Origin of the sequence: Ligilactobacillus murinus (assembly GCF_003288115.1) — a bacterium.
Classification (GTDB): Bacteria; Bacillota; Bacilli; order Lactobacillales; family Lactobacillaceae; genus Ligilactobacillus; species Ligilactobacillus murinus.
This window is the reverse complement of sequence record NZ_CP023565.1, coordinates 1,356,877-1,373,784: the sequence shown is the minus strand read 5'-3', so window position 1 is coordinate 1,373,784 and position 16,908 is coordinate 1,356,877. Positions and strand designations below refer to the sequence as shown.

12 protein-coding genes and 1 other annotated feature (1 of these 13 only partly in view) are annotated in these 16,908 nt (G+C 40.3%); of the genes, 11 read left to right on the top strand and 1 reads right to left on the bottom strand.

Annotation, left to right across the window (positions count from 1 at the left end):
• Window positions 1-55: 55 nt before the first annotated feature.
• Window positions 56-1,243 (bottom strand): YSIRK-targeted surface antigen transcriptional regulator, encoded by a 1,188-nt coding sequence (locus CPS94_RS06895; protein ID WP_004051760.1) that lies wholly within the window; start codon window positions 1,241-1,243, stop codon window positions 56-58.
• Window positions 1,244-1,514: 271 nt separating this feature from the next.
• On the opposite strand from CPS94_RS06895, the gene CPS94_RS06890 reads away from it, so the two are divergent.
• The 11 genes from CPS94_RS06890 (at window position 1,515) to rplA (ending at window position 16,765) form a co-directional block, all read left to right on the top strand.
• Window positions 1,515-10,415, top strand: a complete 8,901-nt coding sequence (locus CPS94_RS06890; protein ID WP_112194375.1) for a MucBP domain-containing protein — start codon at window positions 1,515-1,517, stop codon at window positions 10,413-10,415.
• A 169-nt stretch (window positions 10,416-10,584) separates the two neighbouring features.
• The gene (locus tag CPS94_RS11715) at window positions 10,585-10,716 is read left to right on the top strand and encodes a hypothetical protein (protein WP_255201211.1); all 132 of its coding nucleotides are present in this window, start codon (window positions 10,585-10,587) and stop codon (window positions 10,714-10,716) included.
• On the top strand, window positions 10,658-12,019 hold the full coding sequence (locus tag CPS94_RS06885; protein ID WP_112286446.1) for an FAD-dependent oxidoreductase: 1,362 nt from the start codon (window positions 10,658-10,660) through the stop codon (window positions 12,017-12,019). Before CPS94_RS11715 ends, CPS94_RS06885 begins: the two co-directional genes overlap by 59 nt.
• Window positions 12,009-12,710 carry an enhanced serine sensitivity protein SseB C-terminal domain-containing protein gene (locus CPS94_RS06880; RefSeq protein WP_112286445.1) on the top strand — a complete coding sequence of 234 codons (702 nt, stop codon included), beginning with the start codon at window positions 12,009-12,011 and terminating at the stop codon, window positions 12,708-12,710. The genes CPS94_RS06885 and CPS94_RS06880 overlap by 11 nt, the downstream gene beginning before the upstream one ends.
• A gap of 17 nt (window positions 12,711-12,727) precedes the next feature.
• A complete protein-coding gene (locus tag CPS94_RS06875) occupies window positions 12,728-13,393 on the top strand; it encodes a class A sortase (protein ID WP_112286444.1) in 666 nt (221 codons plus the stop codon).
• Between the two features lie 59 nt (window positions 13,394-13,452).
• A complete protein-coding gene (gene rpmG, locus CPS94_RS06870) occupies window positions 13,453-13,602 on the top strand; it encodes a 50S ribosomal protein L33 (RefSeq protein WP_005918839.1) in 150 nt (49 codons plus the stop codon).
• Window positions 13,603-13,623: 21 nt separating this feature from the next.
• Window positions 13,624-13,791 carry a preprotein translocase subunit SecE gene (gene secE, locus CPS94_RS06865; RefSeq protein ID WP_004051387.1) on the top strand — a complete coding sequence of 56 codons (168 nt, stop codon included), beginning with the start codon at window positions 13,624-13,626 and terminating at the stop codon, window positions 13,789-13,791.
• Window positions 13,792-13,913: 122 nt separating this feature from the next.
• Window positions 13,914-14,465 (top strand): transcription termination/antitermination protein NusG, encoded by a 552-nt coding sequence (nusG, locus tag CPS94_RS06860; RefSeq protein ID WP_112194382.1) that lies wholly within the window; start codon window positions 13,914-13,916, stop codon window positions 14,463-14,465.
• Window positions 14,466-14,519: 54 nt separating this feature from the next.
• On the top strand, window positions 14,520-15,398 hold the full coding sequence (locus CPS94_RS06855; protein ID WP_112286443.1) for an alpha/beta fold hydrolase: 879 nt from the start codon (window positions 14,520-14,522) through the stop codon (window positions 15,396-15,398).
• A 146-nt stretch (window positions 15,399-15,544) separates the two neighbouring features.
• Window positions 15,545-15,970, top strand: coding sequence for a 50S ribosomal protein L11 (gene rplK, locus CPS94_RS06850; protein WP_004051392.1), 426 nt, complete (start codon window positions 15,545-15,547; stop codon window positions 15,968-15,970).
• Between the two features lie 102 nt (window positions 15,971-16,072).
• Window positions 16,073-16,765, top strand: coding sequence for a 50S ribosomal protein L1 (gene rplA / locus CPS94_RS06845; protein ID WP_004051393.1), 693 nt, complete (start codon window positions 16,073-16,075; stop codon window positions 16,763-16,765).
• Between the two features lie 119 nt (window positions 16,766-16,884).
• Window positions 16,885-16,908, top strand: a sequence feature (ribosomal protein L10 leader region); it runs 96 nt beyond the window's last position.

Below are 16,908 nucleotides of genomic sequence, written 5' to 3'. Positions count from 1 at the left end.
GTTATACAAGAAGCCCCCTTGAATTTTTTCAAAAAATTCGAGGGGGCTTCTTGTATCAATCGATCAAAGTAGCTGATTGCTGATAGTGTTTTGGTGTCTTGCCCACGATCTTTTTAAAGACCCGTGAGAAGTGGGATGCATCTGCAAAACCAAGAGTATAGGCTGCTTCATTAGTTGTAACGTTTGACTTGAGCATGAGTTTTGCTTCTTCGATTTTACGCTCGATGATATAATCTTGGACTGTTGAGCCTAATTCAGTCTTAAAGAGTGTCCGCAGTTTAGATTCACTGATATTAAAATGACTAGCTAACTCTTTGACTTTCAAAGGGCGATACATATTAGTGTTGATATATTGAATGATCGAAGTTGTCAGTGGTGACAAGTGTAAGGTGATGACCTTATTTACTTCGCTCGTGTAATAAACGATCGCCGAATCTCTGACCTGCAAGATCTCATCTAAAGTATTACTTAGTTCAGTCTTTTTGATAAAAAGATCACGACTACCATAAGCAGTGATGATATCCATGCCTAACTCGATCCCAGCCTGAGATAGTTTTTCAAAAACCACGATCGAATAATTTTTTTCTGAACGTAGGGTATCACCTGTAACCGCAGGGATGACACCATTGCTTAGTTTGAAGACCATATCGCGTAATTTGTTGACATCGCCACTACGGACATAGTCCAATATCTTGTGTTCATAGAGATAGAGATACATATTTGAATCGAAGTTTTGAGAAACCAAATATTCGATCCGTTCATCGGTGATCTCAGTTGAGTATTTCTTTGTTTCAAGGTGGATCTTATCAGACATTAGATCTTTTATTTCACCAGAAAAGAAGTAGTGGACCATGATCAAAATATCACGGAGATCACTAGTTGAAAATAACGGTAGGTCATTTAAATAACTATAGAGGATCTCTTGATCTTTAGCGTTGATCTTTAAAACTTTCATTTCTTTATAGAAGAAAGTTTTGTCAACGATATTGCATTTAAAGGGACCAAATAGGATATGAAAATTCTCAAAATTATAGAGTAAAAACATGTCGTTTAGTTTCCCGCTAATGAAACTGAATAACTCGTGTGAATTCAAAGCTTCATTTAGGATATTTTCATAGTCGTTAAAGAGCACCGGTGTCTGATTAGAACGATACTCTTCGATGATCTCTAGATTTTCGTCAAAGACAATAATGGGAAGTCTAAGGCAAACATGCAGAGATTTTATCATTTTTAGCCTTTTCATATAAATCGTGACCTCTTTACATAATATAAATTAAAATAGATACATGAACTTTTTAATAATTTATCAACTCAATTATCATTATAACTTTTTTCAGTCTAATCTAGTCAAGAGATAGAACACTTTTACAAATTTTATTGAAAAATACAATTATTTATATAAAATTCATAACATTTTTTACAATTTTTGTTGAATTGTCCATTTTTAAAATATTGAACAGTATTTATAATCAATAGAATTCTAAAATTTAAGTTAAAGGAGAGAAACATAGACAATGGTCTCAAGAAATAATCGAGATCTATATTTGCGAAAATCTGCCAATAAAGTTTCCAAATATACGATCAAAAAGCTCAGTGTAGGTGTAACATCGGTTTTAGTAGGTACGGCCTTCTTCCTTGGACAAGCCACAGGTGCTAGTGCAGCTGAACAAAATACTGATACCGATAAGCAACCAGAGATCGCAACTCAAGATGATTCTTCCACAAACATCAATGAGCAAACGGTCAAGTTGAAAGCTGCATCATCAACTTCTTCCACCTCTTCCACTAATGATGATGTGACAACAGCTGATAATACTTCTGAAACAGCAGAAACTAACGAAAATACTCAAACACAAGCATCAGCTTCTACTTCCACCAACGATGCTACAACAGCAATAACTTCCTCCACTAAAGAAGAACAAAATACGCAAGTAGACAACAGTAAACAAGAAAATTCAGTAACAAACGAATCAACAAAAGAATCTACATTATCCAATAATGATGAAACAAAAACAGCTGTAAGTCAAGTAAATGAAGCGGCAGCAGTTGATAAAGCTCAAGGTGTTGAAACAAATCCTGTTTTCCGCGCTGCAACAACAGCCGATGACAACAGTACGTCTATCACTGTCAACAACTGGATGGGGCTTGTCAATGCTTTAAATAGCTCACAATATGATACGATCAACGTTAACGGGACGATCACAGCTGGTTCAGGTTCAGTTTATGCTAACAGACGCAACGTTGTGATCAAAGGGACTAACAATAATTCTGGTATCAACTTTGGTACTAACCCATTAAAAGTAAATGGTAACTTGAACCTTACTTTTGACAATTTGAACTTGATCACTTCAAGTGCAAATGGTGCGGTAACATTTACAGGTAATAACTCAACAGTTACTTTTAAAGATGTAAGACATTCCGGTGCTTCCCTTTACGGTGGTAGCGGAAATGGTGATGTTGTGATCGATGGTGCGACGACATCGACAGTTTCAACTTCAAGCAAACCAACAGTTAACACCTATAAAGCTAACGGTAACGATGCTAACATTTGGGGTGCTAAGTCAGTAACTGTTAAGGATGGGGCTAACTTTACCCTTAACCGTTCTGCGATCGGTGATGGTATCAACTTACCAGACGGTTCCACGGTTCGTGTTGGTGACAATGCTACAATGACGATCAACATGAACACTAACAATGCAACTGATAGTGCTCGTTATCATGATGCCGGGATCTTCATGTTAAATGGTGGTAATTTCTTAACAGGTAAGAACTCCACTGTCAATATGAACACAAGCATCGGTCAAGCTGTTTCGATCGGGGCAACTCGTCCAGCGATCGGGATCACAGATAGAGATCGCTTTGGTGGTTATACGACAGCTCGATCACGTAATGCTGGCCCTACAACCGTAACATTCGGGGATTATTCAAACTTCAATTTCGCCGGTCGTGATGGTTTTATCTTAGGTAACAACGCTAATTTTACTTCCGGTGAATATTCAAATGTTCATTTCCAAAATAAAGGTCGGGGTGTGGCGTTAGATCTAGCAAATAACTCAAACATCTTGATCTCTAAGCATTCCAATACATTGTTTGAATCAAATGGTAAGACTGGGGTATCTGGTAGTTATGATGGTTATAACTATATCGGGGTCAATGAAGGCGGTAATATCACGATCGATGAATACGCTACTTTCCGCGTTATTTTGACCGGTCGTGGAGATAATCCGTGGGATGACGTTATTTCTTTAGATTCACAAAATGCTAACACACATGCAGCCTTTACATCTAAGAAAGGTGCCGTTGTTGATATCCGTGATGACAACACGAACTTCTACGCTGAATTGATCTCATTTCCGTTAGGTGCAGCACAATCGGTGATCGACATTCAAGATCCGTTGTACCTTAACTTGCAACGTTACTCTGCTGGCGGTGCCACAACAGGTTGGATGCCTGTTGGTGGTGTAAGTATCAATACTACAAATGAAAAGTACACGGCTAACTTGATCTACATGGGAGGCACAAAAGGTGTACTTAAGATCGGTGGTACAGATTACGTTGTTTACCAACAGATCAAGTCTGATAGCGCACAGCAAATTTGGTTGAACGTTAACTCAGTAGAATTTGATAAAAATGGATTTGCAGCTAAAAATATTTGGGATAACGGTGCAAATCCTGATTCATCGATCAGTGGTATAGGATTAACAGCTGGTGTTCTTGCAAATGATATCAAGGATAATCAGACTTCTCCAACAGTCAAAGGTGCAAAAGGTACAGCACCATATTATGGTATCTCTACGATGCGTGCTTCCCACCAGATCTGGTTCCCACACTCAACAGAAACACAAGCATCTGGACAACATCAAAATGTGATCAAGTATGTTTATGAAGATGGCACTGAAGCTGCTCCAACAGTTACACAAACAGTTGATGTAACTCGTGATCTCATCCTTGATCTAACGGCTGATCAGATCAATGAAGTTAAGGCTTATGCAGCTAGACACACAGCTGATCAGATTTTAGATTACATCAAAAGCTTATATGTAGTTACTAAAGATTCAGGTTGGAAAGTCGTTAATGGCTCTAACACTAAGACAGCTTATGATGCAGTAGCAACACCAGAGATCGCTGGTTATACTGCAAGTATCAAATCAACTAATGCAAATGGTGTGACAGTCGGGGGTAATGCTGCTTCGATCCACGCTACTTTAGATATGCCAAATGATACTGTCGTTAAAAATGGTAAGTTGACTGAAGCTTTCAAAAATAATAACGGTGTGGCACCAATGCCAGCTAACTACGAAACAGTTATTGTTTATAAGAAGGTAGTTCAACAACAACCTGTAACGATCATTTATCAAGACAAGACAGAAAACAACAAGGTTCTTGAAACTAAAGAACTTAAGGGGACACCAGGTGATTCTTTAGGATATACGACTAAAGATACGATCGCTAGCTATGTTGCTAAGGGTTACAAATTAGTCAGTGATGGTGTACCAGCAAATGCTACATTTGGTGATGCACCAGAAACATACTATGTAACATTAGAACATGATACTGCTCCAGTTGGACCAACAGACCCACATGAACCGGGCACACCGATCAACCCTAATGATCCAGATGGTCCAAAATGGCCTGAAAAAGACAATTATGAAAAGGAATATACTTCAACCGTTGAATTTGTTGATGAACAAGGCAATAAGATGCCTAATATTCCTGATGATAAGCAAATATCTACTTGGACACGTACTTTAAATGTAGATAAAGTTACAGGCGAGATCTTAAATCCAAATGAAGCTTGGACTCCAGATAAGCCAAATTACTCTAAAGTAAACGTTCCAGTAGTTCCAGGGTACTATGCTGACAAGTCAGTTGTTCCTGAAAAGCCAACTGAACAAAAAGATCTGGTCGAAAAAGTTGTTTACAAGCCAATGGGTAAGGTAACACCAGTTGATCCAAAAGGAAATCCAATTCCAGATGCACCAACGCCACAATATCCAAATGATCCAACAGATCCAACCAAGGGTGGAAAAACGCCAGTACCTGATATCCCAGGATGGCATGTCGTGCCAAATCAAGACACACCAGGTTTGACACCAGATGGTAACGCGGTCGTTCCAAATAAACCAGGTGAAGATACACCAGTTAAATACGAAAAAGACGAAGTTGCCAAGTATAGCTTAGTTGAAAAATTTGTTGACGAAGATGGTAAAGAACTAGCACCAAACGTAACAAAGGGTACGGATTATGAAGCAGGATCTGCTTACGATGTAACAGGCGACGCTAAAGTGATCGATGGCTACTACTTGAAGACTGTTTCCGATAACGCTAAAGGGACATTTGGTAAGGACAACGTAACTGTAACGTTCACTTACGCTAAGTTAGGTAAGATCATTCCAGTTGATCCAGAAGGAAATCCAATTCCAGATGCGCCAACGCCACAATATCCAAATGATCCAACAGATCCAACCAAGGGTGGAAAAACGCCAGTACCTGATATCCCAGGATGGCATGTCGTACCAAATCAAGATACACCAGGTTTGACACCAGATGGTAACACGGTCGTTCCAAATAAACCAGGTGAAGATACACCAGTTAAATACGAAAAAGACGAAGTTGCCAAGTATAGCTTAGTTGAAAAATTTGTTGACGAAGATGGTAAAGAACTAGCACCAAACGTAACAAAGGGTACGGATTATGAAGCAGGATCTGCTTACGATGTAACAGGCGATGCTAAAGTGATCGATGGCTACTACTTGAAGACTGTTTCTGATAACGCTAAAGGGACATTTGGTAAGGATAACGTAACTGTAACGTTCACTTACGCTAAGTTAGGCAAGATCATTCCAGTTGATCCAGAAGGAAACCCAATTCCAGATGCGCCAACGCCACAATATCCAAATGATCCAACAGATCCAACCAAGGGTGGAAAAACGCCAGTACCTGATATCCCAGGATGGCATGTCGTGCCAAATCAAGATACACCAGGTTTGACACCAGATGGTAACGCGGTCGTTCCAAATAAACCAGGTGAAGATACACCAGTTAAATACGAAAAAGACGAAGTTGCCAAGTATAGCTTAGTTGAAAAATTTGTTGACGAAGATGGTAAAGAACTAGCACCAAACGTAACAAAGGGTACGGATTATGAAGCAGGATCTGCTTACGATGTAACAGGTGACGCTAAAGTGATCGATGGCTACTACTTGAAGACTGTTTCCGATAACGCTAAAGGGACATTTGGTAAGGATAACGTAACTGTAACGTTCACTTACGCTAAGTTAGGCAAGATCATTCCAGTTGATCCAGAAGGAAACCCAATTCCAGATGCGCCAACGCCACAATATCCAAATGATCCAACAGATCCAAGTAAGACGACACCAGACCAACCAGTACCAGAGATCCCAGGAATGACACCAGAAGTACCAAGTGTCACACCAACAGATCCGGGTAAGGATACAGAGGTCGTTTACAACTATGATGATCAAAAAGCAACGATCAACTATATCGATGAAACGACGGGTCAAACGATCACGTCTGATAATGTGACAGGTAAGAGTTCAACTAAGATCGCTTATTCGACGGCAGCTAAGATCAAAGAATTGACTGACAAGGGTTATGTCTTGGTAAGTGATGGTTTCCCAGCTGATGCAACATTTGATAACGATAAGAACACTGACCAAGTCTTTGACGTTATCTTAAAGCACGGTGAAAAACCAGTTGGTCCAACAGACCCACATGAACCAGACACACCGATCAATCCTAATGATCCAGATGGTCCAAAATGGCCAGCTAAAGATCAATACAGTAAGGATTACACATCAACGATCACATATGTTGATGATAAAGGTAATAAAGTTGCTGATGACAATGTTCAAACATCTACTTGGACACGGACATTGCTTGTTGATACAGTAACTGGTGAAGTTAAGAATCCTAATGAAGCTTGGACAGCGGATAAGGCACAATACGATGCTGTAAAATCACCACTTGTAGATGGTTATTATGCTGATAAGGCAACTGTTGCAGCTAAGGATACAAAACAAGAAAACTTGACTGAAGAAGTTGTTTACCGTCCATTAGGCAAGATCATTCCAGTTGATCCAGAAGGAAATCCAATTCCAGATGCACCAACGCCACAATATCCAAATGATCCAACAGATCCAACCAAGGGTGGAAAAACGCCAGTACCAGAGATCCCAGGATGGCATGTCGTACCAAATCAAGATACACCAGGTTTGACACCAGATGGTAACACGGTCGTTCCAAATAAACCAGGTGAAGATACACCAGTTAAATACGAAAAAGACGAAGTTGCCAAGTATAGCTTAGTTGAAAAATTTGTTGACGAAGATGGTAAAGAACTAGCACCAAACGTAACAAAGGGTACGGATTATGAAGCAGGATCTGCTTACGATGTAACAGGCGACGCTAAAGTGATCGATGGCTACTACTTGAAGACTGTTTCCGATAACGCTAAAGGGACATTTGGTAAGGATAACGTAACTGTAACGTTCACTTACGCTAAGTTAGGTAAGATCATTCCAGTTGATCCAGAAGGAAACCCAATTCCAGATGCGCCAACACCACAGTATCCAAATGATCCAACAGATCCAGGTAAGACGACACCAGATCAACCAGTACCAGAGATCCCAGGCTACCGTCCAGAAGTACCAAGTGTGACACCAACAGATCCAGGTAAAGACACACCAGTCAAATATGTACCGATCGAAAACGCTAAGTACACCTTGACTGAACGTTTCGTAGATGAAGATGGAAACGAGATCTCACCATCAGTCATCAAGGGTACAGACTACGAAGAAGGGTCTGAATACGATGTAACAGGCGACGCTAAAGTGATCGATGGTTACTATTTGAAAGAAACTTCAAATACAACAGGTAAGTTTGGTAAGGGCGACATGACAGCAACGTTCACTTACGCTAAGTTAGGTAAGATCATTCCAGTTGATCCAGAAGGAAACCCAATTCCAGATGCACCAACACCACAGTATCCAAATGATCCAACAGATCCAGGTAAGACGACACCAGATCAACCAGTACCAGAGATCCCAGGCTACCGTCCAGAAGTACCAAGTGTGACACCAACAGATCCAGGTAAAGACACACCAGTCAAATATGTACCGATCGAAAACGCTAAGTACACCTTGACTGAACGTTTCGTAGATGAAGATGGAAACGAGATCTCACCATCAGTCATCAAGGGTACAGACTACGAAGAAGGGTCTGAATACGATGTAACAGGCGACGCTAAAGTGATCGATGGTTACTATTTGAAAGAAACTTCAAATACAACAGGTAAGTTTGGTAAGGGCGACATGACAGCAACGTTCACTTACGCTAAGTTAGGTAAGATCATTCCAGTTGATCCAGAAGGAAACCCAATTCCAGATGCACCAACACCACAGTATCCAAATGATCCAACAGATCCAGGTAAGACGACACCAGATCAACCAGTACCAGAGATCCCAGGCTACCGTCCAGAAGTACCAAGTGTGACACCAACAGATCCAGGTAAAGACACACCAGTCAAATATGTACCGATCGAAAACGCTAAGTACACCTTGACTGAACGTTTCGTAGATGAAGATGGAAACGAGATCTCACCATCAGTCATCAAGGGTACAGACTACGAAGAAGGTTCTGAATATGATGTAACAGGCGACGCTAAAGTGATCGATGGTTACTATTTGAAAGAAACTTCAAATACAACAGGTAAGTTTGGTAAGGGCGACATGACAGCAACGTTCACTTACGCTAAGTTAGGTAAGATCATTCCGGTCGACCCAGAAGGAAACCCAATTCCAGATGCACCAACACCACAGTATCCAAATGATCCAACAGATCCAGGTAAGACGACACCAGATCAACCAGTACCAGAGATCCCAGGCTACCGTCCAGAAGTACCAAGTGTGACACCAACAGATCCAGGTAAAGACACACCAGTCAAATATGTACCGATCGAAAACGCTAAGTACACCTTGACTGAACGTTTCGTAGATGAAGAAGGTAATGAAATTTCACCATCAGTCGTTAAGGGTACAGACTATGAAGAAGGTTCTGAATATGATGTAACAGGCGACGCTAAAGTGATCGACGGTTACTATTTGAAAGAAACTTCAAATACAACAGGTAAGTTTGGTAAGGGCGACATGACAGCAACATTCACTTACGCTAAGTTAGGTAAGATCATTCCGGTCGACCCAGAAGGAAACCCAATTCCAGATGCACCAACACCACAGTATCCAAATGATCCAACAGATCCAGGTAAGACGACACCAGATCAACCAGTACCAGAGATCCCAGGCTACCGTCCAGAAGTACCAAGTGTGACACCAACAGATCCAGGTGAAGATACACCAGTTAAATATGTTCCAGTAACACCTGAAAAGCATGTGCAAACAGCTAAGATCGTTTATGTTGATACTAAGACAGGCACAACGATCGAATCTGATTCCGTGACAGGTAATGTTGGTGACAAGATCGATTACTCGACTACATCTCGGATCACTGAATTGACCAAGAAGGGCTATGTCTTGATCGAAGATGGGTTTACTAATGCTGGTACTCCAGTCTACAATGACAACGGAACAGAACAAGTCTTTGTTGTTAAATTAGGTCATGGTACTGAACCAGTTGGGCCAAATAACCCACATGAACCAGGTACACCGATCAATCCAGATGATCCAAATGGTCCAAAATGGCCAACTAAGGATGATTACACGAAACAATATACTTCAACTGTTCACTTTGTTGACGGTAACGGTAATAAGTTACGTGATGATGACATCCAAACATCTACTTGGACACGCACATTGATCGTTGATAAGGTAACTGGCGAAGTCTTGAATCCAAGTGAACCATGGAAGTCTGATATCGATGACTATGCAACAGTCAAAGTTCCAGTTATCGAAGGCTACTATGCAGATCGTGCAACTGTACCTGGTGAAACTGCACAACAACGTGATCTTGAGACAACAGTGACCTACAACAAGATCGGTAAGATCGTTCCAGTTGATCCAAATGGAAATCCAATTCCAAATGTTCCAACACCTCAATACAGAAACGATCCAAACGATCCAACTAAGGTGATCGTGACAGATACACCTGATATTCCTGGTATGATCCCTGAAACAAGAAGTGTGACACCGGGTGAACCAGGTGTTGATACTCCTGTGGTCTACCACAAGGTCGAAACACCGGAACAAAAACCAGAACAACCAGCGCAACCAGAAGTGACACCAGTGGTCAATAATCCAGTTCAAACCCCAGCAACTGAATTACCACAAACTGGTGATAAGCAAGGCAATGCGTTAGCAGCTGTCGGAGCTTCGATCGTTGCAGGTATGTTAGGTTTGATGGGCTTTACAAAGAAAAAGAAAGATGAAAAAGATTTCTAATCTAGTAAGGTAAAAAAGAAGAGTCGTTAAGGCTCTTCTTTTTTGTATATTTAAAACTTTCGCCAAAGTTAATGTCGGAGAGTTTTTGCGTTGTGCAATGGATTTCTCGGTTCATCTAGTGGTCAGCGTATCTTGATTTTAGTATAATTAGAACATGAGAGAGTGCTCGTTGATCAAAGAAGATCTTAAAGTTGATGGGCGTTTATATTGCGATAAAGATAAATTTGGAAAGGAAAAAGAAAATGTCGTCAGAAAAGATCGTGATCGTGGGAGCAAACCACGCTGGTTTAGCGGTGGCTAGGAATTTGATAGATAGCGGAAAAGAATTTGAGATCACAATGATCGATAAGAGTGATGATCTAGGATATCTCAGCTGTGGTACACCGTTATTATTAGGTAATGAAGTCAATTCATATCGAAATTTTTTCTACATTAAAAATGATGAGTTACGTAAGCAGATCGCAGCGCTACACACTAAAGCGCAAGTCAAATCGATCGATTTTAGAAATAAAAAAGTGATCTTTAGGGATAAACAAGGGTTACAGGGAGTTAAGTATGATAAGCTAGTGTTAGCAACGGGAGCGTCGCAAGTTAGTTTAGGGATCAGTGGTAGTGATCTGCGTGGGATCTATCGTATCAAGAATTTAAATGAAGCCCTTGAAGTAAATCAACGTTTGGATCTAAACAATGTAAAAAATGTTGCGATCATTGGTGGTGGATATATCGGGATCGAAGTGGCTGAAGCGATCCAAAAACGTGGCAAGCATGTAACGATCTACGATGCTAATCCGTATCTGATGTCAGCCCATTATGATGAGCAATTTGGGCATTTGGTAGAAGAGCGTTTACGTGAAAAAGGGATCGACCTTTGTTTGGCAGAAGAAGTTCAAAGTTATGTCGGTAAAGCTGGCAAGATTGCCCAGATCATTACTGATCGAGGCAAATATTTGACAGATATGGTCATTTTAACGATGGGCTTTTTACCAAATACGTCACTGGGACGATTTCATTTAGAGTTATACACTAACGGAGCCTATATCGTAAATGAATATCAACAAACGTCGGACCCTGATGTTTATGCAGTTGGTGATTGTTCAACATCATATTCAAATATTTTAAAAGAATTAGTCGTTAATTTTTCTGTCTCAGATGCGATGCGTGGAGCCTACGTGGCTGCTAAAAATATCGCAGGTGAGACTATTTCATCTAATGGAACGCAGACGTCAAATGCAGTCCAAGTTTTTGGCTTAAATTTATTTTCAACGGGAATAACCGTTAACCAGGCTGAACGGTATAATATTCCATGTGAGTATGTTGATTATGAAACTTGGCAAAGACCAAAGTTCATGCTTAAAAACGATCGCGTAAAGTTGCGCTTGGTGTATCATAAACAAACGCATCGGCTCTTAGGAGCGCAGATAGCAACTGAGTCAGATCAAGCGGGTACGTTACACATGCTTTCATTAGCGATCCAAAAAGAAGTTACGATAGATGAATTGAAGGTTTCGGATTTCTTCTTTTATCCGTATTTCAATCAACCAGAAAACTTTGTGATTGAAGCGACACGCAAAATGAAAAAAGAAAGTGGTGGAAGTGTTGACTGAGCAAAAAACGACAGAATTTTTAGCAGCTTTAGATGATTTTGTAGCTGATATAGCAGATCAAACTAAAGCATTAAGATTCTACACTTGTTTAGGAAATGTCAAACTGTATGTTCTTTTGGAATATGGTTACCCTAAAGTGAAGATAAATGGTGATAAAAAAGAGCTTTTAGTTTATACTTCAGAACCAACTGAGCTACTAAAAGTAGATGGATTAAGTACAGTTGCCCTAGGGCTAGACCGTTTGGCGCAAGAATTAAAAAATTTAGCTGCGAGTGGCTTATTAGTTGATGAAGCGACTCGCAATATAAGTATTCCGGCGGACAACGTTTTTTATGTCCAAAATTTGCAAAAAAAGGCGGCTACTTTTAAGCTGAAAACGCTACCTGAACAAGGGACGCTGATACTAGAAAATGAGATCAGACGGATCGTAAAGGCGCATCCAGAAGTCACTAGTGCTTGGCTTTTAGGAATATTATTGCCAGGAAAAAATAATTATCAATATATGGTCACTTTGGAATATTCTTTGACGGCAACTAATGAAGTCAAGCAAGTAACACCAAAACAAATTGCTGAAAATGTCACGCCGCTGTTAGCGGATGGACAAGAGCTATTTATCGGTACGACAGAAGAATTGGCAGGAAAAAAAGCTAAACAAGAATTTGCTCCATTTTATATCAAGTTGAATTTTTAGTGAGGTGCTAAATACTAATGAAAAAATTTTTAAAGTATTGTCTGATAGTAGTTTTGTTGGTGGTCGGCTTAGCTTTGATCTTTAACCAACAGATCAAAAATGCCTTAGTCGATCATATGACTAATTCAGCTGTCAGCACGACAGTTGTTAAAGCTGATCAAAACTCCAAAAAGGCAAATTTTGATTTTAAAAAGATCAAAGCTGTTGATAGTCAAATGGTTGTTAGTGCAGCCACGAGTGCAAAAAATGCTGCTATCGGGAAAATCGCGATGCCAAGTGTTGGGTTAAAACTTCCGATTTTTGAGGGATTAAATAATGAAGATCTCGTACGAGGCGCTGGTACGATGAAGAAAGGCGAACAGATGGGAGCTGAAGGTAATTATGCCTTAGCTGGTCACCATATGAAAGACGCCAAATTGCTTTTTGGTCCACTAGCTGATGCCAAGCTAGGCGATAAGATCTATGTGACCGATGAAAAAAAGGTCTATGTTTATACGACGACGCTCAAAACAGTCGTTAATAAAAGTGAAGTTCAATATATTTATGATGAACCAGGCAAAAAGATGATAACTTTGGTGACCTGTGCTTCAGGTGAAGATGGAGAAGTCGACCGAACGATCATCCAAGGTGAACTAGCTGAGGTTTTAGATGCAACAAAGGAAAATCTTAAGTATTTCAACTAATTGACAGCAACATACTTTACTGATAGAGTTATAATGATAAAGATCTAAGGAGTAAAAGAATGTCGAAGAAAAAAGTGGCACTTGCTTGCTCAGAATGTGGTTCACGAAACTATTCGATCACCGAAAATGTTAACCGCGCAGAACGCTTAGAAGTTAAAAAGTTTTGCAAGTACTGTGGCAAACATACGATCCATCGTGAGACCAAGTAGTTCATGGAGGCGTAATATAAGATGAAATTCATTAAAAGTGTTATCAAAACAATGAAGGATACGACTTGGTTGACAGCTAAGGAGACAAGACGTGATACGACCACAGTAGTAGTCATGTCGTTAGCATTTGCGGTCTTCTTTGGGTTAGTTGATTATGCGGCTCAAGCTGTGATCAATTTGTTAGTCTAATTTTTAAAAGGCTGGTATTATCGGCCTTTTTTTGTTACAATTAGTTAAGGACAGGGCCTTCGAACATATTCGGGGGTTTTTATTTTGCAGTTTAAATGATAAGCATAATTAAGGAGAAAAACATGGCAGAATCATTTGAAAAGAAATGGTATGTATTACACACATACGCAGGTTATGAAAATAAAGTCAAAACTAACTTGGAATCACGGGCACAATCAATGGGGATGGAAGACTACATTTTCCGCGTAGTCGTTCCAGAAGAAGAAAAAGTTGAAACAACTAAGACGGGTAAAGAAAAAGTTGAAACTTTAAAAACTTTCCCAGGCTATGTGTTAGTTGAAATGGTGATGACTGATCAATCATGGTACGTTGTACGTAATACACCAGGCGTAACCGGCTTTGTTGGTTCACATGGTGCTGGTAGTAAGCCAGCTCCATTGCTTGATGAAGAGATCGATCACATTTTGAACCAACTTCAAGGTAGTCAACACCAAGCTGATTTTGATGCTGAAGTGGGCGATGCCGTGACGATCATCGATGGTGCGTTTGCAAGCATGGTCGGTAAGATCACTGAGATCGATGCTGAAAAGTCAAAAGTCAAAGTTATGATCGATATGTTTGGTCGTGAAACAATGGCTGAATTGAACTTTGACCAAGTTGAGCGTCTAGTTTAGGATCTAGGACTACAGTGTGATACTGTAGTCTTTTTTAAATGAGGTGAATGCGATATGCTTAAAGATGCTAATAAATTGGTCCAGACAACGGTTCTAGCGGCTAGCGGGTTAGCTTTGGGAGTGGCACTTGAGTGGTATAAATTAGCAGAACCGAGTAAAAATCGCGAAGTGACGCTCCAAAATCAGGTCCCGACATTATTTATTCATGGATACGCTGGGACTCGCTTGTCTTCGGGCTTGATGATCAAACGGTTTGAACACTACGGATGGGGGCAAAAAAGCACAGTGATCGTGGTGAAAGCTGACGGCCGTTTGAAGATCAAGGGTGACCCTGGTATCCCTGGTGGGTTTATCCAAGTATTATTTGATAAGAATCGGATGTCGATCATCCATCAGACTGACTGGTTATGGCGTTTGATGAGTTATTTGAAAAATAACTATGATATCGAAAAGATAAATATCATTGCGCATTCGATGGGAGGTGTGACCGTCTTGAACTTTTTGAGCAAGTTTGGGATCGCAGATCGTGTTCCCCATGTAGAAAAAGTCGTGACTTTAGGGGTACCATTCAACGATACCGAAGTTGGCAAAGATGGTAAAGAGATCGAATATCGCCCCTTGACGCAGTACGGACCGCTTACGATGGCACCACTATTTAGTAAGATCAAAAAGCACCGCTATATCATCTCACCTGATACGAAATTTTTGAATATTGCTGGTGATCTGGAAAATGGGACGGCTTCAGATGGCTCAGTCTCGTTAGATTCGGTCTTGAGTTTACGCTATTTGTTGCCACGTCAAGTCTACCATGAAGTGATCGTGAAAGATAAAAAGGCATCGCATTCACGGCTTCATGAAAATCGCCAAGTTGATAAGATGATTGGTCAATTTTTATTTGGTAAGCAAGCCTTGCAGGCATTTACGGATATGTAGATCTCAGCTCAGAAAAAATTTCGGGCAAAATATTGTTTTTTGAAAAAAAGCGTGTTATATTGTATAAGTATGCTTTTAGCATATTGAAGTGGGAGGTCAAATATGCTGACCATCCGTACCACACACGGAATAAGGAGGAATGACCCGTGGCAAAAAACGTAATCAACGTTGTTAAATTACAAATTCCTGCTGGTAAAGCAACTCCAGCTCCACCTGTAGGTCCTGCTTTAGGTCAAGCAGGTATCAACATCATGGGATTCACAAAGGAATTCAATGCTCGTACAGCTGACCAAGCTGGTATGATCATCCCAGTTGTTATCAGTGTTTATGAAGATCGTTCATTTGACTTCATTACAAAGACACCGCCTGCTGCAGTTTTACTTAAGAAAGCTGCTGGTGTAGAAAAAGGCTCCGGCGAACCTAACACAAACAAAGTTGCTACAGTTACAAAAGCACAAGTTAAGGAAATCGCTGAATCAAAAATGCAAGATCTAAACGCTGCAGACGTAGAAGCTGCTATGCGCATGATTGAAGGTACTGCACGAAGCATGGGCTTTGTTGTAGAAGACTAATTTTCTACGGCCATGCTTCTCAGACGGACACTTCTGTGAAAGCAGATCTGTCAAGTGGGAGGTATATCCGATAGACCACATTTTGCAAGGAGGAACTCACTAATGGCTAAAAAGAAAAGCAAGAAATATTTAGAAGCTGCTAAAAAAGTCGAAGCAGACAAAGCTTACACAGCTAACGAAGCGGTTGCTTTGGTTAAAGAAATCGACTTTGCAAACTTCGACGCAACAGTTGAAGTTGCATTTAACTTAAACTTAGATACAAAACAAGCAGACCAACAATTACGTGGTGCTTTAGTTTTACCAAACGGTACAGGTAAAGAACAAACAGTTGTTGTCTTTGCTAAAGGTCCTAAAGCTCAAGAAGCTAAGGATGCAGGTGCAGACGTTGTCGGTGACGATGACTTAGTTGCACGTATCCAAGATGGCTGGTTGGACTTTGACGTTGCGATCGCAACACCAGACATGATGGCACAAGTTGGTCGTTTAGGTCGTGTACTTGGACCTAAAGGCTTAATGCCAAACCCTAAGACTGGTACAGTTACAATGGACGTTGCTAAAGCTGTTTCTGACGCTAAGAGCGGTCAAGTAACATACCGTACAGACCGTGACGGTAACGTACACGTGCCAGTTGGTAAAGTATCATTTGACGAAGCTGCTTTAGTTGGCAACTTCCAAGCGATCTACGATACAATTGCTAAATTACGTCCAGCTGCTGTTAAAGGAACATACATCAAGCATGTTTCCTTGGCATCAACATTTGGACCAAGTGTTACACTTGATACAAACTCATTATAAGAATAAGTTTGTCGCTTAAAAGCCATGGTCATTGACCATGGCTTTTTTGTAGCGATAAATATATAATTTATTTTGCAAAAGTACTTGACGTATATTTGATAGCATGATAATATACTAAAGGTCAATATATGATTCTACCTAAG

Excerpts from the sequence above, each read along its gene's own strand:
- CPS94_RS06885 (WP_112286446.1), top strand. The coding sequence starts at position 10,658 with ATGTCGTCAGAAAAGATCGTGATCGTGGGAGCAAACCACGCTGGTTTA.
- rplA (WP_004051393.1), top strand. The coding sequence starts at position 16,073 with ATGGCTAAAAAGAAAAGCAAGAAATATTTAGAAGCTGCTAAAAAAGTC.
- rpmG (WP_005918839.1), top strand. The coding sequence starts at position 13,453 with ATGTCGAAGAAAAAAGTGGCACTTGCTTGCTCAGAATGTGGTTCACGA.
- CPS94_RS06895 (WP_004051760.1), bottom strand. The coding sequence starts at position 1,243 with ATGAAAAGGCTAAAAATGATAAAATCTCTGCATGTTTGCCTTAGACTT.
- CPS94_RS06890 (WP_112194375.1), top strand. The coding sequence starts at position 1,515 with ATGGTCTCAAGAAATAATCGAGATCTATATTTGCGAAAATCTGCCAAT.
- secE (WP_004051387.1), top strand. The coding sequence starts at position 13,624 with ATGAAATTCATTAAAAGTGTTATCAAAACAATGAAGGATACGACTTGG.
- CPS94_RS06855 (WP_112286443.1), top strand. The coding sequence starts at position 14,520 with ATGCTTAAAGATGCTAATAAATTGGTCCAGACAACGGTTCTAGCGGCT.
- CPS94_RS06875 (WP_112286444.1), top strand. The coding sequence starts at position 12,728 with ATGAAAAAATTTTTAAAGTATTGTCTGATAGTAGTTTTGTTGGTGGTC.
- nusG (WP_112194382.1), top strand. The coding sequence starts at position 13,914 with ATGGCAGAATCATTTGAAAAGAAATGGTATGTATTACACACATACGCA.